At 53.1% G+C, this 26,153-nt stretch carries 29 protein-coding genes; 8 read left to right on the top strand and 21 right to left on the bottom strand.

The window, feature by feature from the left end; all coding sequences use genetic code 11:
- Positions 1–95: 95 nt before the first annotated feature.
- The 10 genes from nuoF to EL111_RS01265 form a co-directional block, all read right to left on the bottom strand.
- The gene (gene nuoF, locus EL111_RS01315; protein ID WP_123795233.1) at positions 96–1,391 is read right to left on the bottom strand and encodes an NADH-quinone oxidoreductase subunit NuoF; all 1,296 of its coding nucleotides are present in this window, start codon (positions 1,389–1,391) and stop codon (positions 96–98) included.
- Between the two features lie 163 nt (positions 1,392–1,554).
- Complete coding sequence (locus EL111_RS01310) at positions 1,555–1,962, bottom strand: OsmC family protein (RefSeq protein ID WP_123795232.1); 408 nt, start codon at positions 1,960–1,962, stop codon at positions 1,555–1,557.
- Positions 1,963–2,010: 48 nt separating this feature from the next.
- Positions 2,011–2,484, bottom strand: coding sequence for an NADH-quinone oxidoreductase subunit NuoE (gene nuoE, locus EL111_RS01305; protein WP_123795231.1), 474 nt, complete (start codon positions 2,482–2,484; stop codon positions 2,011–2,013).
- Positions 2,485–2,552: 68 nt separating this feature from the next.
- Entirely contained in the window at positions 2,553–3,815 is a 1,263-nt protein-coding gene (gene nuoD / locus EL111_RS01300; RefSeq protein ID WP_123795230.1) for an NADH dehydrogenase (quinone) subunit D, read from the bottom strand.
- Positions 3,808–4,398: an NADH-quinone oxidoreductase subunit C gene (locus EL111_RS01295; RefSeq protein WP_123795229.1), complete on the bottom strand. Its 591-nt coding sequence runs from the start codon at positions 4,396–4,398 to the stop codon at positions 3,808–3,810. Before EL111_RS01295 ends, nuoD begins: the two co-directional genes overlap by 8 nt.
- A gap of 9 nt (positions 4,399–4,407) precedes the next feature.
- Positions 4,408–4,887 carry a NuoB/complex I 20 kDa subunit family protein gene (locus EL111_RS01290; protein ID WP_123795228.1) on the bottom strand — a complete coding sequence of 160 codons (480 nt, stop codon included), beginning with the start codon at positions 4,885–4,887 and terminating at the stop codon, positions 4,408–4,410.
- Entirely contained in the window at positions 4,878–5,234 is a 357-nt protein-coding gene (locus EL111_RS01285; protein WP_123795308.1) for an NADH-quinone oxidoreductase subunit A, read from the bottom strand. Before EL111_RS01285 ends, EL111_RS01290 begins: the two co-directional genes overlap by 10 nt.
- A 622-nt stretch (positions 5,235–5,856) precedes the next feature.
- The gene (locus EL111_RS01280; protein ID WP_123795227.1) at positions 5,857–6,588 is read right to left on the bottom strand and encodes an LOG family protein; all 732 of its coding nucleotides are present in this window, start codon (positions 6,586–6,588) and stop codon (positions 5,857–5,859) included.
- Between the two features lie 651 nt (positions 6,589–7,239).
- The gene (locus EL111_RS01270; RefSeq protein ID WP_123795226.1) at positions 7,240–8,130 is read right to left on the bottom strand and encodes a homocysteine S-methyltransferase family protein; all 891 of its coding nucleotides are present in this window, start codon (positions 8,128–8,130) and stop codon (positions 7,240–7,242) included.
- Between the two features lie 101 nt (positions 8,131–8,231).
- Positions 8,232–8,672: a MarR family winged helix-turn-helix transcriptional regulator gene (locus EL111_RS01265; protein ID WP_123795225.1), complete on the bottom strand. Its 441-nt coding sequence runs from the start codon at positions 8,670–8,672 to the stop codon at positions 8,232–8,234.
- Between the two features lie 329 nt (positions 8,673–9,001).
- Between EL111_RS01265 and EL111_RS01260 the strand changes: the two genes are divergently transcribed.
- The 3 genes from EL111_RS01260 to EL111_RS01250 are packed head-to-tail and all read left to right on the top strand — an operon-like array spanning position 9,002 to position 10,350.
- Positions 9,002–9,376 carry a hypothetical protein gene (locus EL111_RS01260; RefSeq protein WP_231998394.1) on the top strand — a complete coding sequence of 125 codons (375 nt, stop codon included), beginning with the start codon at positions 9,002–9,004 and terminating at the stop codon, positions 9,374–9,376.
- Between the two features lie 22 nt (positions 9,377–9,398).
- Positions 9,399–9,830, top strand: a complete 432-nt coding sequence (locus EL111_RS01255; RefSeq protein WP_123795224.1) for a cytochrome b — start codon at positions 9,399–9,401, stop codon at positions 9,828–9,830.
- Between the two features lie 55 nt (positions 9,831–9,885).
- On the top strand, positions 9,886–10,350 hold the full coding sequence (locus EL111_RS01250; protein ID WP_197717764.1) for an antibiotic biosynthesis monooxygenase family protein: 465 nt from the start codon (positions 9,886–9,888) through the stop codon (positions 10,348–10,350).
- 370 nt (positions 10,351–10,720) lie between these two features.
- Here EL111_RS01250 and EL111_RS01245 read toward each other — a convergent pair whose 3' ends face one another.
- From EL111_RS01245 to EL111_RS01220, 6 genes are all read right to left on the bottom strand, one after another.
- Positions 10,721–11,830: an NADH-dependent flavin oxidoreductase gene (locus tag EL111_RS01245; RefSeq protein ID WP_123795306.1), complete on the bottom strand. Its 1,110-nt coding sequence runs from the start codon at positions 11,828–11,830 to the stop codon at positions 10,721–10,723.
- 103 nt (positions 11,831–11,933) lie between these two features.
- Positions 11,934–12,587, bottom strand: coding sequence for an oxygen-insensitive NAD(P)H nitroreductase (gene nfsB / locus EL111_RS01240; protein ID WP_231998392.1), 654 nt, complete (start codon positions 12,585–12,587; stop codon positions 11,934–11,936).
- A 272-nt stretch (positions 12,588–12,859) separates the two neighbouring features.
- Complete coding sequence (locus tag EL111_RS01235; protein WP_123795223.1) at positions 12,860–13,201, bottom strand: thioredoxin family protein; 342 nt, start codon at positions 13,199–13,201, stop codon at positions 12,860–12,862.
- A gap of 62 nt (positions 13,202–13,263) precedes the next feature.
- On the bottom strand, positions 13,264–14,343 hold the full coding sequence (locus EL111_RS01230; RefSeq protein ID WP_123795222.1) for a flavin monoamine oxidase family protein: 1,080 nt from the start codon (positions 14,341–14,343) through the stop codon (positions 13,264–13,266).
- Between the two features lie 20 nt (positions 14,344–14,363).
- Complete coding sequence (locus EL111_RS01225; protein ID WP_123795221.1) at positions 14,364–15,128, bottom strand: TSUP family transporter; 765 nt, start codon at positions 15,126–15,128, stop codon at positions 14,364–14,366.
- 231 nt (positions 15,129–15,359) lie between these two features.
- The gene (locus EL111_RS01220) at positions 15,360–16,133 is read right to left on the bottom strand and encodes an SDR family NAD(P)-dependent oxidoreductase (RefSeq protein ID WP_123795220.1); all 774 of its coding nucleotides are present in this window, start codon (positions 16,131–16,133) and stop codon (positions 15,360–15,362) included.
- Between the two features lie 162 nt (positions 16,134–16,295).
- Here EL111_RS01220 and gcvA point away from each other — a divergent pair, with 162 nt between their 5' ends.
- Positions 16,296–17,207, top strand: coding sequence for a transcriptional regulator GcvA (gene gcvA / locus EL111_RS01215; protein ID WP_123795219.1), 912 nt, complete (start codon positions 16,296–16,298; stop codon positions 17,205–17,207).
- A gap of 355 nt (positions 17,208–17,562) precedes the next feature.
- On the opposite strand, the gene EL111_RS01210 is transcribed toward gcvA, so the two are convergent.
- From EL111_RS01210 to EL111_RS01195, 4 genes are all read right to left on the bottom strand, one after another.
- On the bottom strand, positions 17,563–18,051 hold the full coding sequence (locus EL111_RS01210; RefSeq protein WP_123795218.1) for a peroxiredoxin family protein: 489 nt from the start codon (positions 18,049–18,051) through the stop codon (positions 17,563–17,565).
- Entirely contained in the window at positions 18,048–18,437 is a 390-nt protein-coding gene (locus tag EL111_RS01205; RefSeq protein WP_123795217.1) for an acyl-CoA thioesterase, read from the bottom strand. Before EL111_RS01205 ends, EL111_RS01210 begins: the two co-directional genes overlap by 4 nt.
- 70 nt (positions 18,438–18,507) lie before the next feature.
- Positions 18,508–18,870: a VacJ gene (locus EL111_RS01200; RefSeq protein WP_123795216.1), complete on the bottom strand. Its 363-nt coding sequence runs from the start codon at positions 18,868–18,870 to the stop codon at positions 18,508–18,510.
- A gap of 69 nt (positions 18,871–18,939) precedes the next feature.
- The gene (locus tag EL111_RS01195) at positions 18,940–19,452 is read right to left on the bottom strand and encodes an acyltransferase (RefSeq protein ID WP_123795215.1); all 513 of its coding nucleotides are present in this window, start codon (positions 19,450–19,452) and stop codon (positions 18,940–18,942) included.
- Positions 19,453–19,627: 175 nt separating this feature from the next.
- Between EL111_RS01195 and rpmE the strand changes: the two genes are divergently transcribed.
- A complete protein-coding gene (rpmE, locus tag EL111_RS01190; protein WP_123795214.1) occupies positions 19,628–19,843 on the top strand; it encodes a 50S ribosomal protein L31 in 216 nt (71 codons plus the stop codon).
- A 269-nt stretch (positions 19,844–20,112) separates the two neighbouring features.
- Positions 20,113–21,771 (top strand): glycosyltransferase family protein, encoded by a 1,659-nt coding sequence (locus EL111_RS01185; RefSeq protein ID WP_123795213.1) that lies wholly within the window; start codon positions 20,113–20,115, stop codon positions 21,769–21,771.
- A 240-nt stretch (positions 21,772–22,011) separates the two neighbouring features.
- Here the strand turns inward: EL111_RS01185 and cysM are convergent, their stop codons facing one another.
- Positions 22,012–22,896: a cysteine synthase CysM gene (gene cysM, locus EL111_RS01180; protein ID WP_123795212.1), complete on the bottom strand. Its 885-nt coding sequence runs from the start codon at positions 22,894–22,896 to the stop codon at positions 22,012–22,014.
- A gap of 148 nt (positions 22,897–23,044) precedes the next feature.
- Here cysM and EL111_RS01175 point away from each other — a divergent pair, with 148 nt between their 5' ends.
- Positions 23,045–24,352, top strand: a complete 1,308-nt coding sequence (locus tag EL111_RS01175; protein WP_123795211.1) for a M16 family metallopeptidase — start codon at positions 23,045–23,047, stop codon at positions 24,350–24,352.
- A gap of 134 nt (positions 24,353–24,486) precedes the next feature.
- Positions 24,487–25,785: a M16 family metallopeptidase gene (locus EL111_RS01170; RefSeq protein ID WP_123795210.1), complete on the top strand. Its 1,299-nt coding sequence runs from the start codon at positions 24,487–24,489 to the stop codon at positions 25,783–25,785.
- The last annotated feature ends 368 nt before the right edge of the window (positions 25,786–26,153 follow it).

The raw sequence follows: 26,153 nt of genomic DNA, 5'->3' as shown, positions 1-26,153 counted from the left end.
CCGTCTGAAAATGAAACCTGTGCAGGTTGGCATGGAATCCCAACGCTGCGGGGCGGTTCTGAAATGATGTCGGGTTGCTCACCCGGCTTATCGTGTCAGCACCACTTATGCTCTTTCATCGGTTTGCCGTGTTCGATGTAATGCACGAACTCGTCGCGGAAATGCTTGGTAAAGCTGCGCACGGGGAAAACAGCGGCATCGGCGAGCGCGCAGATGGTGCGGCCGGCCATTTGGTTGCCGACGGAATCCAAAAGTTCCAAGTCTTCCATGCGGCCTTTGCCCTGTACGATACGGTGGACGATACGGTAGAGCCAGCCCGTACCTTCGCGGCAGGGCGTGCATTGTCCGCATGACTCTTCAAAATAGAAATAACTCAACCGTTCCAATGCCTTAACCATACAGACATCTTCATCCATCACAATCACCGCGCCCGAACCGAGCATGGAGCCGGCTTTGGAAATGGAGTCGAAATCCATGTTGCACGCCATCATGATGTCGGCAGGCAATACCGGTGCGGACGAACCGCCGGGAATCACGGCTTTGAGTTTTTTGCCGTTACGCATACCGCCGGCCATTTCCAAGAGTTCGGCAAACGGCGTACCCAGCGGGATTTCATAGTTGCCCGGACGCTCGACATGACCGGAAATCGAAAACAGTTTGGTTCCGCCGGCATTTTCCACGCCCAAATCGGCAAAGGCTTTGCCGCTGTCGCGGATAATGAAGGGAACGGAAGCAAAGGTTTCGGTATTGTTGATGGTGGTCGGTTTTCCGTAGAGGCCGAAGGAGGCGGGGAACGGCGGTTTGAAGCGCGGCTGGCCTTTTTTGCCTTCCAGCGATTCGAGCAAGGCGGTTTCTTCGCCGCAGATGTACGCGCCGTAACCGTGGTGGGCATGAAGCTCGAACGAAAACGCCGAGCCTAAAATGTTCCTGCCCAAATAACCTGCCCTGCGTGCTTCTTCCAGCGCGGCTTCAAAGCGTTGGTAGCCTTCGAAAATCTCGCCGTGGATATAGTTGTAGCCCGCACCCGCGCCCATGGCGAAACCGGCGATAATCATGCCTTCAATCAGCGCGTGCGGATTGAACATGATGATGTCGCGGTCTTTGAACGTACCCGGTTCGCCCTCGTCGGTATTGCAGACAACATATTTGTCGCCCGGAAACGAACGCGGCATAAAGCTCCATTTGAGTCCTGTGGGAAAGCCCGCACCGCCGCGGCCGCGCAGGGCGGAGGTTTTCATTTCCTCGATGACTTCGGTCTGCGTCATACCGCCGGAAAGAATCTTACGCAATGCCTGATAACCGCCTCGGCTTTCGTAGGCAGCCAGTTTCCAGCAGTCGGGGTGTTGGGTGTCCACTCGGTTGAAAATGACACCGGATTGGTAGATGGCCATTTTGGATTGCCTTTTCTCGGTAAGTTTTTGTTTTTTTTGTTTCAGACGGCATATGGTCGGGTTAAGGCCGTCTGTAAAATGCTTTTGCTGTTCGGACTGTCTGAAATTTCAGACGGCCTTAAGGGTTTTGTCGAATAGAGACCCAACCTGCACGGCCAAAAGGTTATTCGTAAATAAACCGAAAATCTTGCACTAAATCGGTATTCAGGCTACGCCCGACGATGCACAAATCCCGTGATGCACTTTCTACGGCTTGACGGACTTCTGCGCTGAATGCGGCCTTCAGGTGAAAGTCGATACCGATGCGGGTTACACGGAAGTTTTGCATATCTGCATCTTTTTCGGTTTCGGCATAGCAGCCTGAAAAATCCGCACCCAGTTGTTCGGCTCGAATTGCCATAATCGTCATGGCGCACGATGCCAAGGTACTGGCAAGCAGGTCTGCCGGAGAGATATTTTCACCTAAACCACCAACGCTTTTGCCTGCATCCGTCAACAAGGTTTGTCCGTTGGACAGATGTATGGTTTGATTGCGGAGCGTGCCTTGATATTGGACTTTGGTGTTCTTCATTGATGTTCTCTTTGTTTTTTCAGGCTGCCTGAAAATTTCAGACGGCCTTTACTGCAATTCCGCCAGTTTCGCTTCAATCGCGTCTTCAGTCATAAAGCTGCACATTTTATGGTTGTTGACCAGCATTACCGGCGCATCTCCGCACGCGCCCATGCATTCGCCTTCAATCAGGGTAAATTTGCCGTCTGCGGTGGTTTCGCCGTAGCCGATGCCGAGTTTTTTCTTCAAATACTCGCCCGCATCTACGCCGCCGCGCAAGGCGCACGGCAGGTTGGTGCACACGGTCAGCTTGTATTTGCCGACCGGCTCGAGGTTGTACATATTGTAGAAAGTGGCCACTTCGTAAACTTGGGCGGCGGGTATGCCGATATAGTCGGCAACGAACGCGATGGTTTCCGGCGAGAGCCAGCCTTTTTCGACTTGTGCGATGCGCAACGCGCTCATGGTTGCGCTGCGGCGTTGGTCGGCGGGGTATTTGGCCAGTTCGGTATCGATTTGTTGCAAGGATTGTTCGGATAACATGGTATGCGCCTGTTTTCTGTTTATTCGGTTTTCAGACGGCCTGTTTTGCAGACGGCCTTTTCGTTTGTTCAGCGGTCAACTTCCCCGAATACGATGTCTTGGGTGCCGATAATCGCCACTACGTCGGCAAGCATGTGGCCTTTTGCCATTTCGTCCATGCCTTGCAGGTGGGCGAAGCCGGGGGCGCGGATTTTCAGGCGGTAGGGTTTGTTGGCGCCGTCTGAAATGATGTACACGCCGAACTCGCCCTTCGGATGCTCGACGGCGGTATAGGTTTCGCCTTCCGGCACATGCATGCCTTCGGTAAAGAGTTTGAAATGGTGGATCAAATCCTCCATGCCCTGCTTCATGTCGGTGCGTTTGGGCGGGGCGAATTTGTGGTTTTGGGTAATGACGGGGCCGGGATTGGCGCGCAGCCAGTCGGCGCATTGTTTGATGATGCGGACGGACTGGCGCATCTCCGCCATACGGCAGAGGTAGCGGTCGTAACAGTCGCCGTTGACACCGACGGGAATGTCGAAATCCATTTGGTCATAGACTTCATACGGTTGGGTTTTGCGGATGTCCCACTCCACGCCCGAACCGCGCAACATCACGCCGGTAAAGCCTTTTTGCATGGCACGCTCCGGCGACACCACGCCGATGCCGACCGTACGCTGTTTCCAAATACGGTTGTCGGTCAGCAGGGTTTCCAAGGTGTCGATATTTTTCGGGAAACGCTCGCAGAACGCATCGATGAAATCCAGCATCGTGCCTTCGCGTGCTTCGTTGAGCTGCTTCAATACTTTGGCATTGCGGAATTTGCTGCTTTCGTATTTGGGCATGAAATCGGGCAGGTCGCGGTAAACGCCGCCCGGACGGAAATACGCGGCGTGCATACGCGCACCGGAAACCGCTTCGTATAAGTCCATCAGTTCTTCACGGTCGCGGAACGCATACAGAATAGCAGTCATCGCACCGATATCGAGCGCGTGCGAACCGACACCCATCAGGTGGTTCAGGATTCGGGTGACTTCGGCAAACATCACGCGGATATACTGGGCGCGGACGGGAACATCGATTCCCGCCAGTTTTTCCACCGCCAGGCAGTATGCCTGCTCGTTGACCATCATGGAAACATAGTCCAAACGGTCCATATAAGGCAGGGCTTGCAGATAGGTTTTGGTTTCGGCCAATTTTTCCGTACCGCGGTGCAGCAGGCCGATATGCGGGTCGGCACGGACGATGGTTTCGCCCTCCAACTCCAAAATCATCCGTAAAACGCCGTGCGCCGCAGGGTGTTGCGGGCCGAAGTTGATGGTGTAATTTCTTAATTTGTTTGCATTAGCCACCGTAGTTCTCCTCGCGCACGACACGCGGGGTAATCTCGCGCGGTTCGATGGTTACAGGTTGGTAAACAACACGTTTTTCATTTTCGTCGTAACGCATTTCGACATGGCCGGACACGGGGAAGTCCTTGCGGAAAGGATGGCCGACAAAGCCGTAATCGGTCAGGATGCGGCGCAAATCCGGATGGTTGTCGAACATAATGCCGTACATATCGAAAGCCTCGCGTTCATACCAGTCGGCACTGTTATAAATCCCCACTACCGACTCCACCACGGGAAAATCATCATCCGCCGCCCATACGCGCACGCGCACGCGTTGGTTGTTTTTCACCGACAGAAGCTGGCTGACCACGGCAAAACGCCTGCCCTGCCATACTTCGTTTTGATAAGTGCTGTAATCGACGCCGCACAAATCAACCAGCAACTCGAAATGCAGGTCTTCATGATCGCGCAATTCGGTCATAACGGCAGCGTAATGCTCCGGCAGGCACTCCACGGTAATTTCGCTCAAAGCGGAAATGATTTTGGAAGCCTTACCGCCCAATACACGGCTTACCGCTTCATATAAATTCTGCAAACTTGACATTACCGCTCCTTAATCGCGCGCAATCGTTGAAGTGCGCTTGATTTTTTGCTGCAACTGAATCAGGCCGTAAATCAACGCTTCGGCAGTCGGCGGGCAGCCCGGCACATACACATCGACCGGCACCACCCTGTCCGCACCGCGCACCACCGAATACGAATAGTGGTAGTACCCGCCGCCGTTGGCACAAGATCCCATCGACAACACCCAACGCGGCTCGGCCATTTGGTCGTATACGCGGCGCAGCGCAGGCGCCATTTTATTGGTCAGCGTACCCGCCACAATCATCAAATCCGACTGGCGCGGCGACGGGCGGAAGATAATGCCGAAACGGTCAAGGTCGTAACGCGCCATACCCGCGTGCATCATCTCGACCGCACAGCAGGCCAAACCGAACGTAACCGGCCACAACGAGCCGGTACGCATATAATTCAACACCGTATCCGCGCTGGTGGTGATGAAACCTTTTTTCAAAACGCCTTCTATTCCCATTCCAGCGCACCTTTTTTCCATTCGTAAACAAAACCGACGGTAAGTACCGCGATAAACACCAGCATCGACCAGAATCCGAAAGCACCCAGTTCTTTAAAGACCACCGCCCACGGAAACATGAAGGCTACTTCCAAATCAAACAGGATAAACAGAATCGCCACCAGATAATAACGCACGTCAAACTTCATGCGCGCATTTTCGAAAGCCTCGAAGCCGCACTCGAACGGCGTATCTTTTTCATGATAATGGCGTTTCGGGCCGAGAACCGTACCCAATAAAATGAAAGCCGCACCGGCAATCAGGCCGATGAGGATAAAGACAAGGACAGGAAAGTAGCTGGCCAGCATAGTCATACCTGCAGTTTGTTGATATAAAATTCAGACGGCACAATCAAACGACCCGGCACGCAATATTCGGAAATCTCGCCGTGCCTTACCCGTTTTTACCGTAATCTTAGTATTTTAACGGTTTTCAACCACACTTTAAAGCAGCTCCCTGCCAAAAACCACAAAAAAGCGCAACAAATTTAATTTATTATTAATAATAGCTATCGATATGTTGCTTAACATTGCTATTTTCATGATAAATCAATCCTTTGCCCCCCAAAAAACCGTATCTGACATTCTGAAACAAACAGCCGCCATACTTCGGATAAAGCGGCACGGCAATCATGCATCGTGCCGTCATCTGCCCCTTCCCAACAACCATACGCCCGTCTGACGGTCCTATCGGCATACGCACGAATATACCGCGTACATCACACCGGCGAATCCCACACCGAAAATATAGTCGAATAAAATAAGAATGAGACAAGGCAGCGAAGCCGCAGACAGTACACATAGTACGGCAAGGCAAAGCAACGCTGTATCATTCTTATTTTAAATGACTATAAAAAAGGCCGTCTGCAAAACGGATAAATGTTCGTTTTGCAGACGGCCTTTTTCTGCCGATACTGCCCGCAGCGGCCAATCAAAGCCCCAACAGCCAAGTATCGGCTTTCAAATCCGCCAGTTCTTCCAAACGGTTTTCATAATGGGCAAAAATATATTCGATAATTTCGTCTTCATCATCAATCAACCGGATTAAATCCATGTCTTCAGGAGAAATCAGACCGTTACCCAGCAACTGTTCTTTAATCCACTCAACCAAGCCCGACCAAAATGCCTGCCCCACCAAGATAATCGGACGGCTGGGGGTTTTACCCGTCTGCACCAGCGTCAGGCTTTCAAACAATTCGTCCAACGTACCGAAACCGCCCGGCATCACCACATAAGCCACCGCATGTTTGACAAACATGACCTTGCGTGGAAAAAAGTGTTGGAACTCAATCGACAAATCCTGATACGGATTGGCCTGCTGCTCATGCGGCAAGACGATATTCAAGCCCACCGCCGGGCTTGCGCCTGCAAACGCACCTTTATTGGCCGCCTCCATAATGCCGGGGCCGCCGCCGGAAATCACGGAAAAACCGGCATCGGAAAGTTTGCGCGCCAAGCGTTCGGCAAACAGGTATTCCTCGTGATCTTCAGGCGTGCGCGCGCTGCCGTAAATACTGACCGCCGGCTGTATCGCCCGCAGCTCTTCGCCCGCCTCGACAAACTCGGAAATAATTTTCAACACATGATAAGACTCGCGCCCGTGAATTTCACGGCGGGTTTCATCAGGCAGCATCGGAGTGGGCAGTTTTTTATGCAGGCTCATATTGGTTTCTCCTTTGTGTTCCGACAAAGCGGTTGGGCTGCCAACCATACCGCAACCGCAGTGTGCAGTCTGTAAAGTAGCATACAAAACCGAAAACGGCTACCATACCCGCATCAAATCTTTCCATGTTGCAGCCGCACCCTTGCATCAAACTGCGCTTGACCGAACCCTCGGGCATCGCCGGTATTGCCTGCTTATCCGTCCGATACCGGCGATTGAATCAATATGCGGTTTTGCAGACGGCCTTTGCACCTTTTGCCCTTTTATAGTCGAATAAAATGAGACAAGGCAAAGCAACGCAGTATCATTCTTATTTTAAAAGACTATACAACGAAAAACGGATTGCACCACCCGATAAAAATACAGACGGCTTCCCGACACACCACAAAATCTGCCGCAAGGCCGTCTGCAAAATGAGCCATTTCATACAAAATCATACGGCTTTACCGCACCCTGCATAAAGTAAAAGCAGCAAGTGCGGCAAGGCTTAACGCCGTATCATGTGTATACGCTTTAGGGCGGTGAAAAACCGAGCTTCCATGCCGGTACGCAAAAGCCGCGGCACGCAGCGGATTCATTACCACCGCACCATATAAGCAAGCCGTCTGCAAAATGCAGACGGCTTGGTAGGCGGAGAGTATATTTTTCAAACTATTTCAATGCTGCCAAAGCCGCAATATGTTCCGGCCCGATACCGCAACAGCCGCCGACGGTATCCGCGCCCGCCGCCAGCCATTCTTTCGCCCAGTCCAAATAATTGGGCGGCGTAGTGTCTTTACGGATTTCGTCCAAGCCCTCGTTTGCCGCATTCATTTCTTCCACCACCGGTTCGAAAGCATTGGCATAGACACCCAAACGCGCAGGCGAATCGAGCGTATCCAATACAGCGCGTGCTTCCGCAACCGCCGCACTCATCACTTCGGGACGGCTGCAATTGAACAACACCGCCGCCGCGCCCGCTTTGCAGACGGCCTTTACCGCATCGCCGACCTGTTCGCCCGAGCGCAACAGCGGTTTGTCATGCTCCCGCGTATCCTCCAAGGTAAACGATACCCACCAAGGCTTGCCGTCCTGCGGCAAAACACTTTTCCAAAACAAGGCTTCGGCGGTACTGCTTTGGGTTTCGCTCAACCAAATATCGGCATATTGCGCCAAACCGTTCAACAAAGGCTCGGCAAGCACAGGAGCGGCGGCGGCATCAAACAAATCAGGACGGTACGAACCGAACAGCGGCGGCAGCGAAGCGGCAACCTCTACCTTGCGCCCTCCTTGGTCTGCGGCTTCACGCGCCAATCTGCCCGCCGTTGCCGCCAATGTCTCCGCTTCCGACTCGAAACGGCTGCCGATATGAAACGGCACCAAGGCATAACTGTTGGCCGTAATCACGTCCGCGCCGGCGCGGATATAGTCCAAATGGGTTTCACGGACAATATCCGGCGCTTCGGTCAATGCCAATGCCGACCACTCCGGCTGGCGGAACGGCGCACCACGGCGGTGCAGTTCGCGCCCCATGCCGCCGTCGAGAAGTAAGATTGTACCCATACTTGTTACTTTCTAAAATTTTACTGTTATTCCGCTCTAATACAGCGGTTTGCCCAAAATAAGAATTGTACGCCGCCCTATCCGCCGCGTAAAACCCCGCCTCAACGCTCCCTTCCCGCTTGTCTGACCAAGTGTTCCAGCACTTTTTCCGCCGCAGCCAGATCCGCCGCATCCGTATCCGCCGCCCAGCGTTGCGCCGTTTCCAGCCAGTTTTTGTTGATTTCGGCATATTTCTGCCTGCCCGCATCGGTCAGCGCATACAGCGGCGAGCGTTTGTGCGCGGGGTTGTCTTCCTGTTCGATCATGCCGTCTGCAACCAGCAGGTTGAGCTGCTTTTGCGCTCCTTGGCGGCTGATGCCCATGCGTTCGGCAATTTGCGGCGAGGTTTGCGGCTCTCCTGCCAACACCAGCGCGCCGAGCATTTGCCAGCGGGCGGAGGTCAGCCCGAAATCGGCGGCAAAACGGTCGCCCCATGCCAGTATCGCGCCGTTGGCATGGAAGATTCGGGTGATGAGGCGGCTTAGGGTTTCTGCACGGTTCATATCGGTTGCTCTGTGATTAAAATTTGGATTTTGGAAATCTGACAGCAGCGGTACGGATGTGTTTTTATCCGTTTGCCTGCCGTCTGAATGCTGCCGTGTGTTTTTCAGATGGCCTTTCGGTTGTCCAGTATATAAAAACAGCAACCGGTTGTCGATATTTACGGTTTTTAACCTGCCTAATGTTGACAACCGGTTTTCATATTTGTAAACTGGTTTCCAAGTTATACACACTACGGAGTATTTTGATGAACCGCAAAACATTGGTTTCCCTGCACGCCGCCTCGGGCTTTGCCGGCTTCCTGTTTATTGCTTCTTTTTGAACGGGCAGCGTGGTTGCCGAGCTGTTTCTGAGCCATGCGGCGGTGGCGGCGGTCAAGCAATACATCGTCTGCGCCTTTGTTCTGTTTATCCCCGCGATGATGGCGGCGGGCATTACCGGCAACAAAATGGGCGGCGGGAGCAGACATCCGATGATTGCCGCCAAACGCCGCCGTATGCCGCTTATCGCTGCAAACGGCCTGCTTGTCCTGCTGCCCTGCGCGTTTTATCTCAACCATTCGGCTCAGGCCGGCCGCTTTGACGGCGTGTTTTACACCGTGCAGGCGGTCGAGCTGCTGGCGGGTGCGGTAAATCTGATGATGATGGCACGCAATATCCGCGACGGCTTTGCCATCCGCAAACCGAAAAACCGCACCGCCCGTTAATCCGCCCCAAAGGAGACTTGCTATGAAAATCGACACCCCCGAACGCTACGGCACATTCACCCGCTTTGTGCATTGGGCAACCGCATTGGGATATGTATTCATGTTCGGCAGTGCGCTGGCATGGAACATCGACGACGGCTTGGCATTTTTGGCAACGCCCCATAAAGCGGTCGGAATTCTGCTGTTTTGGCTGACGCTTGCCCGCTTGGTTACCGCCGTGAAAAACTTCCGCCGCCGTCCGCAGCACGCTCTTGCCGTGCGTATCGGACACCTTGCCTTGTACATGCTGATGTTTGCCGTCCCCGCCTCCGGCATGGCGCGTATGGCGCAAGTGCCTTTCGGCGGCATACACGGTCTTTTGGCATTTTTGCTGCTGGTTCTGGCGGCAGGCCATATTGCGATGGCACTCGTCCACCAATGCAAAGGCGAAAAACTGATGCAGCGTATGCTGTAACCATTCGGCGGTCCGGCAAAACCGCCGCCCCCAACCCAACTGAAGAGGAAACCGTATGAAACCCATATTCAAAACCGCATTAATCGCCCTGCCGCTGGCCGCCGTCATACTGACAGGCTGTATGCGCGGTATGCACCACAAACACCTCTTTGCCAAACACCAAGAAGCCGTCGTACTGATTAACGTCTTTGAAGTGCCGGAGGGCAAAGTGGACGAAGCCGTCGCCTCTTGGGAGAAATCGCGTGATTTTCTCGCCAAACAGCCCGGCTACATCAATACACGCCTGCACAAAAGCCTAAATCCAAACGGCAAATTTGCCTTAGTCAATATCGCCCAATGGGAAACGCAGCAAGACTTTGCCGCCGCCACCGCCAAAATGCGGAACGAGTCGGACAACCCTCTGCCGCAAGGCACGCAAGCCCACCCCGCTTTGTATGAAGTTATCCGCGCGGACGGCAAAGACCCGTTTTCAAAAATGTGGCAAAAACGCTTGGAACACAAATATAGTCGAATAAAATAAGAATGAGACAAGGCAGCGAAGCCGCAGACAGTACACATAGTACGACAAGGCAAAGCAACGCAGTATCATTCTTATTTTAAATGACTATAAAAAACAAAAGGCCGTCTGCAAATGAATCAAAGATTTTGCAGACGGCCTTACAGGCGGCTTAGCCGGATGTTTACCCAATATTTGCTCACTTCAAATACCCCCACCCAAGCCACAGCCCAAAGGTTGTGGCTTTGTTGCGTTTGGCATGGCGTTGGGTGTGGCGTTTAAGGGTGTGTTTGGCGGCGTTAAAAGGATGTGGGTGGTTTGTAAAACGAATTTCGCAGTTTTACCATTCACACTTAGCCGTCAATGCTTGTAAATCTCATAAAATTTGCAAAGCCTACAAATCCACAGGCTGCCAATCGCTTCCCTTATTCGGCGGTAAAAATGCCAAGCCTTTTTGCTGCATCGCCCACAGCCGCTCGGGAAAACGGTAGCAATCAGGCTGCGCCAAGTCAACTTCGGTTTGGATTGTCGCTTCCTGCCCGTTTTGCAATTTATGCACCAAATCAGGGTTCATCAGCACCGCCTTGCCCAATGCCAGAAACTCTGCCCAGCCTGTTTTGAAAGCTTCAAGCATACGCTGTGGTGTGCGTAAGTTGCCCACGCCAATCAGCGGCAATCTGCCGTTTAGGCGTTCGTGTAGCAAATCCATACGCGTGCGGCTTGTATCCGCCCCGCGCCGTGCTTTTTTGTCAAAATCCCACAATGAGACGTGCAGATACTGAATCGGCAATTCGGCAAGTTTGTCCAGCAAATCCAAAGTATCCGCCATGGTTAAGCCGTCGCCGCCTGCTTCTTCGGGGGATAGGCGGTAGCCGATGATGAAATCGGGGCGGCCTGCCTGCTCTCTTGCTGCAATCACTGCTTGGGTGACGGCAAGGGGGAATGCAGACGGCTTGCCCCATTTGTCGGTGCGGCGGTTGGTTTGGCGCGAGCTGAACTGCTGAATCAAAAAGCCGTTGCAACCCATGATTTCCACGCCGTCAAAGCCTGCTCGTATGGCAAGTTTTGCCGTAAAAGCAAACGCCTGTACCAATTCGTCAATTTCAGGTGCACTCAATTCTCTGGCATTCTCGGTGGCAGACGGTGCGACAGCGTTATCCGTAATAGCTTTTGCGCCGCCGTGATGGATTTGCAAAACCGCTTTTGCGCCGCCTTGGCGTGCCAAATCCGCCACTTGGCGCAAACTCGGCAAATGGTGCTCTGCAAAGGCGTAGGGCTGCCCCTCAAAGGCTTTGCCCTGCTTGGAATGCACCAGCGTTGCCGCTGAAATGAATAAGCCGAAGCCGTTTGCCTTACCTTGTAAAAAATGCCGTTCGGGCTCGCTCATTGTACCATCGTCGTTTGATGCCCAATGGGTCATCGGCGCAACGACAAGGCGATTTTTGATGGTTACGCCGTTGTTTAGTGTATACGGGGTAAAAAGCGGGGCGAATTTGGGATTCATCATGAAATAACTCTGACGTAAACGCTAAAACGGGCGCAGGGCAAGTTTGCAGTTTTGTTTTTTGAATCGGTAAAAAACCCTGCGAACGTGCAGGGTTTTCGTTTTAGGCTTGGGTGAAAATTTGCGCTTCTGCCAAGCGTGATTTTGGCAATTTGGCGTTAAAATCTTCATCAGCATGATAGCCAAACGACACCACCGCAAGGGCTTTGTAGCCTTTTTCAGTCAGGCCGAATTCTTTATCCAACACAGCCAAATCCACACCTTCCATCGGAATGCTGTCAATGCCCAAAACCGCCGCTGCCATCAGCGCATAGCCCATGCCGATGTGCACTTGGTTGGCAAGCCACTCTTTTTCATCTTTGATGGTGTCGCGGTGAATGCCTAGGAAAGTGCGGCGTGCATCATCACCGCCTTTTTTGTGCTCAGGCAGGGCGTAGCGTCCGTCTTGGTCTTCTTTTTCAAGCAGTTCGTTCAAAAATGCATCATCGGCGTGCATACGGCTGGCAAACACCACCACATGAGACGCGTCTGCGATTTTAGCGATGTTAAACGGGAAATCCTGCGCCGCCTTGACAATGCGCGCCTTGCCCTCTTCGTCATCCGCCACCACAAAATGCCACGGCTGGATGTTTACGCTTGACGGACTGTTGCGCAGCGCGGCTTTGATGTGGGCGAAATCTGCGTCAGAGATTTTCTTGTTTGGGTTAAATTGTTTGGTGGCATAACGCTTTTGGGTAAGTTCGGTGATGTTCATCATAAAATCCTAAAAAGTTAAGTTTTGTTCGGCAATTTTGATTAAAATGGCTGCCTTTGGTGGGATATTATAGGGTTTGTGCGGATATTTGCAATTCATTTAAACTTCTCTTTCATTAAAGAAAAAATTTAATGACAAAGCTGGATTTGCCAACTTGTCAGTTTTGAATTTGCAAGGTTTTTAAAATCGCCAACATTGTCAAGTTTCTAAGATTTTCAAGTTTTCACAACTTACAAAATTCAGCCAAACCGTTTTGGGCGATTTTACAGACGGCATTAAAGCGTGCTGGGCTGGGCATTTGTCCAATGTTTACTTGTTTCAAACACCTGTACCAATGGCGCCAGTGGCACAAAACGCGCCACGCGGTGATATTCTTTGCCGTCTGCAAACAGCAGCACCGCAGGCACACTCATCACTTGCAAATAAGACGCCAGCACAGGCACGTCATCAATGCGCACTTGGGCGGCGCTGATGTGCGAAAATTCGGCGACAGCTTTGGTGATGGCGGGCAAAAGCGCGTGGCAGACACCGCAATGCTGCGCACCAACGTACAATAGCCTGATGCCTTGATGGCGGACGTGCTGCTGCACTTGCTCGAGTGTGGTTAAGGGTTTCATGGTTGCTTCATATTATCGTGTTGATGCCGTCTGTATTTGTGGCTTGGTTTTATTTTGGCGCATTAGCCGCCCAAACGCTTTACACCACGCGCAGCCGCGTCCACCGCACCGGCGAGATAACCGCAAAACTGCGGTGAGTATTCACTGCTGATGCCGATGATTTTATCCGCCCAAACGCTTTGCTGTGTCTGGCTTGGTGCAGGCATTGGGTGCTGTCCGCCGTCTTTGATGTCTTGTTCGGTGGTGGTAAAGGGGCTGTTTGCCCAGTCTTTGATAACTTGCGCCACAGGTGAGGCGGCTTGTTCGCCAAACAGTCGCACCAGCAAAGCGCGGCAATGGGCTTGCAAATCATCATCGCTGACTTGTCTGCGCACTTGGGCAGGCACATTAAAAAAACCGAACAATGCCGCCTTGCCGTTTGGCATGGAGATGTCGTGGATTTCGCCCAAAATACCCTGTCTGCTGCGCCCTTCACCTGACAAACCCTGCTCGCGCCAAAACGGACGCTCGTACACCGCCACATATTTGGCGTGCGGTGCCATCCATGTCGGCGTATCCGCCCATGCCGTCTGCAAATCGCTTGGCAGGCTGGGGCTGAACGCCAGATTTGCCGCCAAACGCGGCGGCAGCGCAAGCAAAACGTGGTCAGCTTCATAATCAAACACCGCGCCTTCTGCATTTGCCGCCTGCACCAAAATGCCGTCTGAAATGCCTTCCGACTGCTGCGTAATGCTTTGCACTTGGCGGTCGGTGCAGAGTTTACGGGGCGGCAGTTTGGCAAGCAAAGCATTGACAAGCGCACTCATGCCGCCTGCAATCCGCAGTGAGGCAGGCGAATTGTGATAGCCGTGCGTGCGTATCGGTGCTTGGCTTGGCGAGTGTTCGTACACCAAATCGCCTTGTTCGTACTGCTCAAACACGGGTAGTTTCAACTCATCAACCAATGCCTGAAGCTGCGGCTGGAAACCGCCCCAGAACCACGTTGCCCCAAGCTCGAAGTTTTCCGCCTCAAAGCCGTCAATCCTGCCGCCGAAGCGGTTTTGCGCTTCTAACAGCAGATAATCTTTGCCTTGTTGTTCCAGCAGATAAGCGGCGTATAAGCCTGCCAAACCGCCGCCGATGATGAGTGTTTGCGTACGCATAAAATCTCCTTTGATTCAGGTTAAATCCCCTGCACGCCCTGTATGCCCAACTTTAAGGCAATCAAAAACAATACGATTAAAATCAGTTGCTTAAATTGCTTTTGCGGTAAAAACCTACCCAAAAACAACCCCACAAAAACGCTTGCCGCCGCCAGAGCCGTTGCCAGCCACATCAGTTGCCACATCTTAGGTGAAAGCGTGTCAAATGCAGGATACAGCACAACCAGTTGGGCGAGCTTGCCTGCAAAAAAGCACACGTTGCCCACTTTGATTACAGTCAGTTTGTCGGCGCGGACGGCAAGCAGATACATCATCAAAATCGGCGACATGGCATTAACCGCACCGCCTGCAATACCACCTGCCACCGCTACAGCAATCATGGACTTTTGCGTATCAGGCAGGACAAACTGCCGCCCCGTTGCCGCTGCCGCCACATACCACAAGATAACGGTAGACAGCGCGATAAGCAGATAAGCCTGATTAACCCACAGCAAAAGTTTTGCCCCAAGCATGGCGGCAACGAGCGAAACCGACACCAAAAGCCAATAACGGCGCAGATAATAAGTCAAGTTAAACCAAAGCGAACCGCCACCGCACAGCCACGCAATCAGATTCAGCAAAGCGGTCGGCAACAACACCAAAAGCACCGATTCGGTCAGTGTAAACTGCATAGACAGCCCGCCGATGGCAATCAGCGAAAACCCTGTGCCTGTAATGCCGTGCAACAAAGCAGCGATGACAAACACCGCAATCAAGACAAGCTCGCCGCCACCAAATGTAGGCATGGTACTCCTTATGTGTTTTATAACCTAGGACTGGGGTTTGCTAATAGGGAAAGAAATGCAGCAATAGCCAATCTTAGCAAGCACATCAAATGCCTTGATAAACAAGTGTTTGATTGACAGATGAATTGATGTACCGACAATGCCGTCTGAAACGGATTTTCAGACGGCATTTAATAGCAAATTTAAGCACAAAGTCGGCTTGATACACTTGCCAAACCGACCGCGCTTGCCTTAATGCCCCGCCATCACGCCGCCGTCTACAGGCAACACCGTACCTGTAATAAACGACGCATCATCGCTTGCCAAAAACAGCATGGCTTCAGCAACGTCTTTTGGCTGACCATTACGACCAATCGGGTGGAAGTTGTTAAAAGTCGGCAAGGTTTCTTTTACCTGCTCTTCGCTCATAAACGTGCCGTAAATCGGCGTTTCAATCACCGCAGGGGCAACGGCATTGACGCGGATATTTTCGCTTGCCAGCTCAATCGCCAAGTTTTTGGTCAAAGCGTGTACGCCCGCATTGGCGGCAGAATATGCCGAGCTTGGCGTGGCGGCGATGGCTTGCAGCGCCCACAAAGAGCCTGTCTGCACAATCGCGCCGCCGCCGCGTTTTTGCATGGCTTTGGCGGCTTCTTGCGCCATAAAAAATTTGCCTTTTAAGATGATATCCACGAAGTTGTCGTATTCGGCTTCGGTGAGTTCCAAAAATGGTTTCGGGTTAAAAATCCCTGCGTTGTTGATGAGAATGTCCACGCCGCCGAAGTTTTCAGTCGCTACCAAAACCAAATCTTTAGCGGTCTCAGGTTTGGAAATATCGCCCGCCACGGTGCGGACTTTTGCGCCTGTCGGGTCAATCACTTTGGCGGCATCCGCCAATTTGCCCTCACTGCGACCGCCGATGACCACGCTCGCGCCTTCTTCCACAAAACGACGTGCTGCTTCCAAGCCCATGCCTGACGCACCGCCTGTAATGATGACGACTTTATTTTCAAAACGTTTGTTCATAAGATTACCTTTAAAGTTTAAGTTAAATGTAAAACACGATTTTCATGCCGTCTGAAAATGCGTGTTTGGTTTTGATGTGTGTATTATCTTGAATTTTAAAGGCGATGACAAACGAGATAAATTTTGGGTATAATAAAGAAAATGTTTAATGGTAGATTTATAATGAAGCCCCTCACCCCCTACCTAAAATCCCTAAAAGCCTTTGAAAGCACCGCACGGCTGGGCAGTTTTAGTGAAGCAGGCAAAGAGTTGTTTGTAACTTCGGCTGCAGTCGGGCAGTTGGTGAAACAACTGGAAACCCAGCTTGGCACACCGCTTTTCCATCGCAGCCAAAGCGGCAAAACCCGCCTTGCGCTCACCGAACCTGCCAAGCAAGCCCTGCCGGACATTCAGGCAGGCTTTGCCCGTTTGGAAAAAGGGTTGGCACAGTTGCAGCAGGCAAACAATCCTTGCGCACTTACCCTGACCACAAGCCCTGCCTTTGCCGCCAAATGGCTGCTGCCGCGTTTGGAGCAGTTTCAGACCGCTCATCCCGACATTGCAGTGCGGCTGCATACCGATTTGCAGCTGCTGGATTTTGCCGCGCACGACATCGATGCAGGCATCCGCTACGGCAAAGGCAGCTGGGCGAATCTGCACAGCGAAAAACTGCTGGACGAAGAAATTTTCCCCGTCTGCTCGCCCAACTGGCTGGCACGGCACCCGACAAGCGAGCCTTTCGAACTGCTGAATGCCACGCTCATTCATGATGTGTCTTTAGACAGCCAAAGCGGTTTTATGTCGTGGCAGCAATGGTTTGAAGATGCGGGGGTTCCGGTTTTCCTGCTCAAACAGGGTTTGCAGATTAATAATTCCGCCGCCGTGCTGCAAGCCGCGATAGACGGACAAGGCGTGGCGCTTGCCCGCAGCGTGATGGCAAAAGACGATGCGGCGAGCGGACGGCTGGTGCGGCTGTTTCCCGACATCAAATCCGTATCGCCGCTGTCGTATTTTTTGGTTTATCCTAAGGAATACGGCAACCGGCAGAAAATCAAGCTGTTTCAAGAATGGCTGCTGGGTGTGGCGCAAAAATAAATCTTGATAAACAGCCATTCCAATAAGAATACGTTCTTTCAAAACAAAGGGAGCAACCAAGCCGGCACGCCGGCAAACCCGTACTTTCTGCGTCCTGCCCTCCGTTTTTCTGCCTTATTGTCCGAACATATATAGTCGAATAAAATAAGAATGAGACAAGGCAGCGAAGCCGCAGACAGTACACATAGTACGGCAAGGCAAAGCAACGATGTATCATTCTTATTTTAAATGACTATAAAAGTAAAGGCCGTCTGCAAAACCGATGATGGATTTTGCAGACGGCCTTTTATGAATTTCGAGATGATCTGTCGGATAAAACCACGCAACCGGATTTGTCCGACAATATATTTGATATTTATTTGGCCAATTCGCGGTCGATTTCTTTGTACACCTCGTTAAAATCAGGCTCGCCGACAAAGGTTTTCAGCACTTCGCCTTTTTTGTTAATCAAAAACGAAGTCGGATAAACCTGTGTACCGAAAGCTTGGGCGGCGGCTTTATCGCCGTCGTACATCACGGTAAACGGCAGCCCGTATTGCTTAACGTATTCATGCACGCTTTCAATCGGGTCAAACGGCTGGGAAATCCCTAAAACTTGGAAATCCTTGCCCTGATAATCGTTGGCCATTTTGATGACTTTGGGCATTTCGCTCACGCAGCCGGGGCAGGAGGGAAACCAAAAATTGATAAAGGTAACTTTGCCCTGCAAATCGGCATTGGAAACAGGTTTGCCCTGCAAATCGGGCAGGTTGAATGCCGGTGCGGTTTTGTTTTCGGGAATCAGGACAAAAGCCAACAATACGCCGACAACGGCGATTGCGACAAGGGTAAGCAGTTTTTTCATTTTGTGGGTAAGGTCTGCAAAAAAGCTGAAATTTTTTCGGGAAAGCGGATACTGCGGCCGCTCGCGCCGTCAACCGGCATCAAGGTAATCTCTGCCTCAACCGCGCTTTTGCCGCTTTCCGCAAACATTATCTGCTGGCGCAACACCAAATGGCGTGCGGTCAGCTCCTTAATTTGGTTGGACACCCGCAACACATCGCCCGCTTTGGCGGCACGGCGGTAGCGGATGTCGATACGGGCAACCACCAGCTGTACGCCGTCCGGTAACGGCAGCAGGTTGTGTTCATCAAAAAACGTCCAGCGCGCTTCTTCGAGAAATTCGAGATAACGCGCATGGTTGACATGACCGTAGCCGTCCAGATGATAGTTTCGGACAAAAAAATTCATTGCTGTTTACGCCGATTCCCGCGCATACCGCCTTTTTGCAGACGGCATAAACGCGGATACTTGCGGCAAATCAATTCAGATTGATGGGCTGGAAAGCCTCACGGGCCAAAGGTTCGGCTTCCAAATCGGTAATCACGGTAGAAAGCTGGATATCAAACCACTCGTTGAAAATATCGGCGTGCAAATCCGGCCATTCGCTTTCATCTTCACACCAGTCGGCAAGTTCAGCGGCAAAAATGTCTTCAAACCGCGCTTCGATTTCGTCCCAAACCTCGTCGGAAGTTTCACACGGGCGCACCAGATAAGCATTGGCATCTGCCTGCAAATCCTCCAGCGCAATACCGTCGAGATGGTTGCCCGGCAAACTTTGCAGCCAGTTCCAAAACGGTTCCAGCGGAATCAGCAAGAATACGCTGCGGTTAACTTCATACATGGCGGTTTCCTTTTGAAATAACAGAACAATGATATAGGAAAGACAGCAAGATTGAAAGCCGTCTGCAAATCAGTCGAGCAGCGACTTTATCACCACTGCCGGATTGCCCGCCGCCAGCGTATAGGGCGGCACGTCTTTCGTTACCACCGCACCCGCGCCAATCACTGCTCCGCGCCCGATGGTTACCCCGCCCATAATGATGGCGCGGCGGCCTATCCATACATCGTCTTCCACCACAATCGGCTTGACTTCCGTATAGCCGTTGAATACGCGCCGTTCTCGATCAAAACGGTGTGCGGTCGAATAAAACAGACACTCCGGCCCCATCATCACGCGCTTGCCGATGGTCAGACCGCGGCAGATTTCGCAGTTTACGCCGATGCCCGAATTCTCTCCCAACACCGTATCGGGCAGCACATACGCACCTTTTTCAATATTGGCGTTGCGCCCGATGTTCGGGCTGATTGCCGCCGCCAGCCGGTAACGCACGGCTTTTGCCGACTTGCCGAACGGTCTGCTGTACGAAGGCGGCAGCATACGCCCCAACACCATCAGGAGTTTCAAAAGGATTTTGGTTTTCATCGGCACACCCCGAATGTTCAGACGGCATGACTATACCACCAAAGCCGCGTGCTGTTGCAAAACCACCAAACGGCACAATATCCGCTTGACGAAACAGCAAAAAATAGCAATAATTGCCAGCTTGTCTTGAAGTATAGGCAAAACCCCTATACCCGCTTAACAGAAAGGAAATTCCATGAAACAAGGTATTCACCCAAATTACCACGAAATCACTGTAAACTGCTCTTGCGGTAACAAATTCACTACCAAATCTGCGATGGAAAAAGACAGCTTCAACATCGAGGTTTGCTCTTTGTGCCACCCGTTCTACACCGGCACTCAAAAAATCGTGGACACCACCGGTCGCGTTGACCGCTTCAACAACAAATTCGGCAACCTGTTCAAACGCTAATCCGTTTGGATTTTGCCCAAAAAAGACCGCTTCAGCGGTCTTTTTTTACATCAGCACAAAAGATTTCGCAGCAAAAGTACGCCTCCCGCACCAAAATGCCGTCTGCATATCGACACCTTACCGGCAAGCGATGATGCTTTCTCCCGCCGCTCGGATTTCAACTGCCTGCCGCACACCATAAAACATTTTACAGACGGCCTTTCATACGCCGTTTCCCGTTGCGTGAAGAATTTGTTACACTAAGTCTCTTTGCAAATACAATATCCATCATGCTGACCTACACCCCGCCCGAATCCCGACCGATTGCCAAAACCCGCGAACAGCCGTGGTTGCTGCTGCTGATGGCGTTTGCTTGGCTGTGGCCGGGCGTATTTTCACACGGGCTGTGGAATCCGGGCGAGCCTGCCGTTTTCGCCGCCGTAGAAGCCATGCAAAGCGGCGCATCGCCCTTGGTTGCCGATGTTTTGGGGGAAACCGATTTCCGTATTTCCCCCGTGTATCTTTGGACGGCGGCGGCTTTTCAAAACCTGCTCACGCCGTGGGCGGCCGGTGCTTATGATGCCGCACGGTTTGCCAGCGTGCTGTTTACCGTAATCGGGCTGACCTGTTGCGGTTTTGCCGGCTTCAACTTTCTCGGACGGCACCACGGCCGCAGCGTGGTACTGATTTTAATCGGCTGCTTCGGCCTGCTGCAGATGGCGCATTTCATGAGCGACATGACCGTCGGTTTTGCCGCATTGGGCATGGTGTTAAACGGTTTTTCGCTGGCCCGCCGCCGCGTTATCGTTTCTTCGCTGCTGCTGGGCGGCGGCGCGGCGCTGCTGTCGCTTACCGCCGGTTTCGCCCTGCCGCTGGCTTTGCTGGCCATGGCCTTGGTTCTGCCGCTGCACCCGCAATGGCGGTTCAAACGCTATTACATCACGCTGTTTGGCGCATTGGCGGTCGGATTGCCGCTGTTGGTGGTTTATCCGTTTCTGCTGTTCAAATTACAGCCGGATATGTTTGAGCTGTGGCTCAACCGCCACATTTTCGGCGAGTTCGGCGGCATTGCCAATGTGCAGACGGCCTTTTCCCTGCCCTACTATCTGAAAAACCTGCTATGGTTTGCGCTTCCTGCATGGCCCTTGGCCGTTTGGACACTGACCCGCATACGCACCGATTCCCAGCCGTGGAGCATATTGGCGGTTTCATGGATTGCCGTTACGCTGGTGCTGCTGGCCGCCATGCCGCGCCAGTTTCAAGACTATTTGATGTGGTTGCTGCCGCCGCTGGCATTGCTCGGTGCGGCGCAGTTAGACGGTTTGCGGCGTGGCGCAGCAGCATTCATCAACTGGTTCGGCATTATGGCTTTCGGCTTGACCGCCGCCTTTCTTTGGGTGGGTTTTTTCGCCATGAACTACGGCTGGCCGGCGAAACTTGCCGAACGTGCGGCATATTTCAGCCCGTATTACACGCCGGAAACCGACATTGTGCCGATGATGGTGGCGATTTTGTTTACCCCGTTGTGGCTGCTGGCCATTACACGGAAAAACATCAAAGGCCGCCAGGCGGTAACCAACTGGGCGGCAGGCGTTACGCTGGTTTGGGCTTTGCTGATGACGCTATTCCTGCCGTGGCTGGACGCGGCCAAGAGCTACGAACCGGTTGTCAAACAAATGCAGGCCGCCCTGCCGTCTGAATTATCGAAGCAGTTTGCAGACGGCCGCGAATGCCTTTATGTTGCCGAAAACGACCGCCGCGCGCGCCTTGCTTGGGGACAGTACAGCGACATCGCCCTGCATACCGGCCATGCGGAATGCCGTTACCGTCTCGTTCAACAGCCGAAAGATACCGCCACACCGCAAGGCTGGGTAAAACGCTGGCAGGGTGCGCGCCCGCGTAATGATAAGGAAGGTTTCGCGCTGCTGGAGCGGGCAAACGCCGAATAAAATCTGTGTAACAGCCATAACACAAAACGATACGGCATTGCCGCGCTTTGCTTAAAAAATAAGGCTTTGCCAAGCTGCTGAAACAGCCGTTCCGCCGCGCCTTACTGCCTGTACTGCTGCTACTTTGGCTGCCTTATCTTATGCTGAATGATTCGAACATACAAAAGGCCGTCTGCAAATACCGAAACCCGATTTTGCAGACGGCCTTTTCCATTTTCAAAACAGCGTTCGGCACAATATCTATCGCGGACTGAACAAACCTGTGGACAAATAGCGGTCGCCGCGGTCGCAGATGATGCACACCACTACCGCGCCCGGGTTTTGTTCGGCAATTTCCACGGCCTTCAAAGCCGCCGCGCCGGAGGACACTCCGGCAAACACGCCTTCTTCGCGGGCGAGGCGGCGCATAAAGGCTTCGGCTTCCTGCTGGCTGACATCCAATGTTTCATCAATCAAATCGGCCTCGAAGATACCCGGCATATAGGCGGCAGGCCAGCGGCGGATACCGGCGATGGCGGACTGCTCGTCCGGTTGCAGGCCGATGATGCGGACGGCGGGGTTTTGTTCTTTCAAATAACGCGCCACGCCGGTGATGGTGCCGGTAGTACCCATTGAGCTGACGAAGTGGGTGATTTTGCCTTCGGTTTGCGCCCAAATTTCGGGACCGGTGGTGAGGTAGTGCGCTTCTTTGTTGTCGGGGTTGTTGAACTGATCGAGCACTTTGCCCAAGCCCTGCTCCTGCATGGCCAAGGCTTGGTCGCGGGCGGCTTCCATGCTTTCGGTTTCAATCAGTTCCGCACCGTAGGCGGCCATCGCGTCTTTGCGCTCTTGTGTGGAATTGGCGGGCATGAGCAGAATCAGGCGGTAGCCTTTGACGGCGGCGGCCATGGCCAGCGCGATGCCGGTGTTGCCGCTGGTGGCTTCGATCAGGGTGTCGCCGGGGCGGATGTCGCCGCGTGCTTCGGCCTGTGCGATCATGTGGTAGGCGGGGCGGTCTTTGACCGAACCGGCGGGGTTGTTGCCTTCGAGTTTCGCCCAAACCTGCGCTTGGGTGTGCGCGGCAACGCGTTCGAGGCGGACTAAGGGGGTATGGCCGATGGTGTCGGCAAGTCGTTTGGTGTGCATACGGGTTCCGATGGGTTTAAAGCGGCGGCAGTGTTCCGCCCTTTCTTGATTGGAACCGACTATACCACAAAATGCACCAACCTCCCGCCGTTTGCCCATTCAAACGAAAGCCGTTATCATCAAACATTTCCTGTTTCGAGAAAATGCCATGCTCCGTTCGCTTTTTGTCCTTTCTCTTGCGTTTGCCCTGCCCGCGTGGGCGCAAACCCTGTCGCACACCCTGCCCAACGGTCTGAAGGTTATTGTGAAAGAAGACCGGCGCGCACCGGTTGCGGTGGCACAGCTTTGGTATAAAGTCGGCAGCATAGACGAGCAGCCCGGCAAAAGCGGCTTGAGCCACGCGCTCGAACACATGATGTTTAAAGGTACGCCAAACGTACCTTCCGGAGTGTTCAACCGCACCGTATCGGCGTTGGGCGGCAAAAACAATGCCTACACCAACCGCAGCGAAACCGTTTATTATGAAAACATTGCCGCTGCCAATCTGCCCGAGGTATTGGCACTCGAAGCCGACCGTATGCAAAACCTCAATTTCAGCAATGACGAATTTCTCAATGAAATGAGCGTTATCCGCGAAGAACGCCGCCAGCGCACCGAAGATTCCGCCGCCGGCAAACTGTGGGAGCATATTTATCTCAACAGCTTTACCAAGCCCTCCATGCGCGCCGCCGTCATCGGTTATATGGACGATCTGCACACGCTGACGGCAGAAGACTTACGCAATTGGTACCGGCAATATTATGCGCCGAACAACGCCGTCTTGGTGGTGGTCGGCGATGTGGACGCTGCCCGAACAATACAGACGGCCTCCGAGCTGTTCGGCGGCATTCCCGCAAAAGATACGCCGCCGCGCAACGACTTAACCGAACCAGCAGAGCGCGCGCCTGCTTATACCGAAACCACTTCCGCCGTTACCCGCCAACCGCTGATTGCGCTTTCCTACCGCGTACCGCCGCTGAAGCAGTTGGACGACAACATTCCTTACGCACTCGATGTGCTGGCCGATATTCTGGCCGGCAACTCCTCCAGCCGTTTCGACAGCCGTCTGGTACGCGGCAAACAATCTGCCTTAAGCGTGGGTGCGAGCTACGATTTGCTCAGCCGCGAAATGCCGTTGTTCAACATTACCGCCATGCCTGCCGAAGAGGTTTCCGAACACGCGCTGATTGATCAGATTCGTGCCGAAATCCGCGATATTGCGGAAAACGGTATCGGCAAAGACGAATTGTCGCGCGTGCAAAAACGCGCCTATGCCGATGAAATTTACGCACGCGACTCCATGAGCGCGCAAGCCTCGCTGATGGGACGTTTGGAAACACGCGGTTTCCGATACACTGATGAAGCCGAAATCCGCCGCCGTCTGCAAGCCGTCCGCCCGTCGGACATTCAGGCCGCCGCCAAACTGCTGACCGACAACCGCTCCGGCGTGGTGGTGGTCAAACCGGAACACCGTTAAACACTTTGCGATGCCTTGACCGCACCGCCTTTCCGCTTCCGATACCGTCAAGGCCGTCTGCAAATACGGTTTGGCATACCGACCGAACCCTTATTTTGCAGACGGCATTTGCCCCCGTTTTTAAAGATACTGCCATGACTGCAAAATTTCTCATTCCCCTCATGCTCCTGCTGCTCCCTACTGCCCAAGCCATCGACATCCAACGCTGGACAACCGCCGAAGGTACGCAAGTCCTGCTGGTAGCGCGGCACGACAACCCTATTGTCGACATGGAAATCAGCTTCAAAGGCGCAGGCAGCGTATTCAATCCGGACAACAAAAACCAAGTAGCCGAATTTACCGCCGCGCTCCTAACCGGCGGCACGCGCAAGCTGGACGAAGAAGCCTTTAATGAAAAAACCAACGATGCCGCCGTCAACATCGCCGCCGCTGCCGATCAGGAAAGCGCGTCTGTTTCCCTCCGCAGCCTGAGCAAACCGCACCATCTCAAACAGGCGGTTACGCTGCTCAACCAAGCACTGACCGCACCGCGTTTCGCCCCCGAAGTATTCCGACGCCGCCAAAACCAAGCCATTACCGCGCTGCAACAAATGGAAACCATGCCCGGATTTAATGCCGGCCGCGCCTTTACCCGCCTCGCCTATCCGCACCACCCTTACGGCAGCAGCGCCAAAGTGAGCATAACCGGTCTTAAAAATGTTACGCTTGACGACATCCGCGCTTTCCACCGCACCCGCTACGGCAAAGACAACGCCGTTGTCGCCATTGTCGGCGATGTCGGCCGCCGCCAAGCCGAGAAACTGGTTCGCGAAGCCTTAAAAGGTCTGCCCGAACAAGCCGCTGCCGAACGCCGCGTACCACCTGTGGCACAACAAACCGCCGGCCGCACGGAAATCCCGTTTGCCGGAGAACAGGCGCACGTCATACTCGGTATGCCGCTGATTACGCGCAAAGACCCCGACTATTACGCCCTTGTCGCCGGCAACTACATTCTGGGCGGCGGCGGTTTCGACAGCCGTCTGATGCAGCAGCTCCGCGACCGCAAAGGCTACACATACGGCGTACACAGCAGTCTCGAGCCTGCGGCCGAAGCAGGCGCGTTCAGCATTTCGTTTTCCACCCAAAAGCAAAACACCCGCGCCGCTCTTGCCGATACGCAAGCCGTGGTTGAACAATTTATTGCCGAAGGTCCGACCGAAGACGAACTGCGCCAAGCCAAAGCCAACATCATCGGCAGCTTCCCCCTGCGCTTTGATTCCAATGCCAAGTTGCTGGGCTACCTGACCTTAATCGGCGAATACGACCTGCCGGACGATTACCTCGAAGCCTACCCAAAAGCAGTGGAAAAGCTGACCGTAGAACAAATCAAAGAAGTTTGGCAACGCCGCGTCGACCCTAAAAATCTGCATATTGTGGTTGTCGGCGCGGAATAATGCCGTCTGCATTTTACCCTTGCTGCGCTTCCCGCTTTTTCAGTTTGACACACAGCAGTTTGATAAACAACCGCGCGCATTTCAATGCCATATCAATATTTCCCGCATTCGGACGGCACGGCTGATGCGTTTTTGATACGCCCCAACCGCACCGCAAACCGTGTTTTCAAGCCGTATCCATGCGAACAGCCGTCTGTAAATCCCATTTGCAGACGGCTTTTTTCAAAGTTTTCAGGCTCAACCGCATTGCTGAAACGGCAAAACTATAGTCGAATAAAATGAGAATGAGACAAGGCAGCGAAGCCGCAGACAGTACACATAGTACGGCAAGGCAAAGCAACGCTGTATCATTCTTATTTTAAATGACT

Source organism: Neisseria animalis (assembly GCF_900636515.1).
Taxonomy (GTDB): Bacteria; Pseudomonadota; Gammaproteobacteria; order Burkholderiales; family Neisseriaceae; genus Neisseria; species Neisseria animalis.
The sequence above is the reverse complement of the archived record's forward strand: the minus strand, read 5'-3'. Positions and strand labels throughout refer to the sequence as shown.

Excerpts from the sequence above, each read along its gene's own strand:
- EL111_RS01255 (WP_123795224.1), top strand. The coding sequence starts at position 9,399 with ATGAAAATCGACACCCCCGAACGCTACGGCACATTCACCCGCTTTGTG.
- EL111_RS01280 (WP_123795227.1), bottom strand. The coding sequence starts at position 6,588 with ATGAGCCTGCATAAAAAACTGCCCACTCCGATGCTGCCTGATGAAACC.
- EL111_RS01200 (WP_123795216.1), bottom strand. The coding sequence starts at position 18,870 with ATGTATGAAGTTAACCGCAGCGTATTCTTGCTGATTCCGCTGGAACCG.
- EL111_RS01195 (WP_123795215.1), bottom strand. The coding sequence starts at position 19,452 with ATGAAAACCAAAATCCTTTTGAAACTCCTGATGGTGTTGGGGCGTATG.
- rpmE (WP_123795214.1), top strand. The coding sequence starts at position 19,628 with ATGAAACAAGGTATTCACCCAAATTACCACGAAATCACTGTAAACTGC.
- EL111_RS01295 (WP_123795229.1), bottom strand. The coding sequence starts at position 4,398 with ATGTCAAGTTTGCAGAATTTATATGAAGCGGTAAGCCGTGTATTGGGC.
- EL111_RS01250 (WP_197717764.1), top strand. The coding sequence starts at position 9,886 with ATGAAACCCATATTCAAAACCGCATTAATCGCCCTGCCGCTGGCCGCC.
- nuoE (WP_123795231.1), bottom strand. The coding sequence starts at position 2,484 with ATGTTATCCGAACAATCCTTGCAACAAATCGATACCGAACTGGCCAAA.
- EL111_RS01175 (WP_123795211.1), top strand. The coding sequence starts at position 23,045 with ATGCTCCGTTCGCTTTTTGTCCTTTCTCTTGCGTTTGCCCTGCCCGCG.
- nfsB (WP_231998392.1), bottom strand. The coding sequence starts at position 12,587 with ATGATGAACATCACCGAACTTACCCAAAAGCGTTATGCCACCAAACAA.
- EL111_RS01170 (WP_123795210.1), top strand. The coding sequence starts at position 24,487 with ATGACTGCAAAATTTCTCATTCCCCTCATGCTCCTGCTGCTCCCTACT.
- EL111_RS01230 (WP_123795222.1), bottom strand. The coding sequence starts at position 14,343 with ATGCGTACGCAAACACTCATCATCGGCGGCGGTTTGGCAGGCTTATAC.
- EL111_RS01270 (WP_123795226.1), bottom strand. The coding sequence starts at position 8,130 with ATGGGTACAATCTTACTTCTCGACGGCGGCATGGGGCGCGAACTGCAC.
- EL111_RS01310 (WP_123795232.1), bottom strand. The coding sequence starts at position 1,962 with ATGAAGAACACCAAAGTCCAATATCAAGGCACGCTCCGCAATCAAACC.
- EL111_RS01235 (WP_123795223.1), bottom strand. The coding sequence starts at position 13,201 with ATGAAACCCTTAACCACACTCGAGCAAGTGCAGCAGCACGTCCGCCAT.
- EL111_RS01220 (WP_123795220.1), bottom strand. The coding sequence starts at position 16,133 with ATGAACAAACGTTTTGAAAATAAAGTCGTCATCATTACAGGCGGTGCG.
- EL111_RS01225 (WP_123795221.1), bottom strand. The coding sequence starts at position 15,128 with ATGCCTACATTTGGTGGCGGCGAGCTTGTCTTGATTGCGGTGTTTGTC.
- gcvA (WP_123795219.1), top strand. The coding sequence starts at position 16,296 with ATGAAGCCCCTCACCCCCTACCTAAAATCCCTAAAAGCCTTTGAAAGC.
- EL111_RS01285 (WP_123795308.1), bottom strand. The coding sequence starts at position 5,234 with ATGCTGGCCAGCTACTTTCCTGTCCTTGTCTTTATCCTCATCGGCCTG.
- EL111_RS01290 (WP_123795228.1), bottom strand. The coding sequence starts at position 4,887 with ATGGGAATAGAAGGCGTTTTGAAAAAAGGTTTCATCACCACCAGCGCG.
- EL111_RS01245 (WP_123795306.1), bottom strand. The coding sequence starts at position 11,830 with ATGAATCCCAAATTCGCCCCGCTTTTTACCCCGTATACACTAAACAAC.
- EL111_RS01265 (WP_123795225.1), bottom strand. The coding sequence starts at position 8,672 with ATGAACCGTGCAGAAACCCTAAGCCGCCTCATCACCCGAATCTTCCAT.
- EL111_RS01185 (WP_123795213.1), top strand. The coding sequence starts at position 20,113 with ATGCTGACCTACACCCCGCCCGAATCCCGACCGATTGCCAAAACCCGC.
- EL111_RS01210 (WP_123795218.1), bottom strand. The coding sequence starts at position 18,051 with ATGAAAAAACTGCTTACCCTTGTCGCAATCGCCGTTGTCGGCGTATTG.
- EL111_RS01205 (WP_123795217.1), bottom strand. The coding sequence starts at position 18,437 with ATGAATTTTTTTGTCCGAAACTATCATCTGGACGGCTACGGTCATGTC.
- nuoF (WP_123795233.1), bottom strand. The coding sequence starts at position 1,391 with ATGGCCATCTACCAATCCGGTGTCATTTTCAACCGAGTGGACACCCAA.
- cysM (WP_123795212.1), bottom strand. The coding sequence starts at position 22,896 with ATGCACACCAAACGACTTGCCGACACCATCGGCCATACCCCCTTAGTC.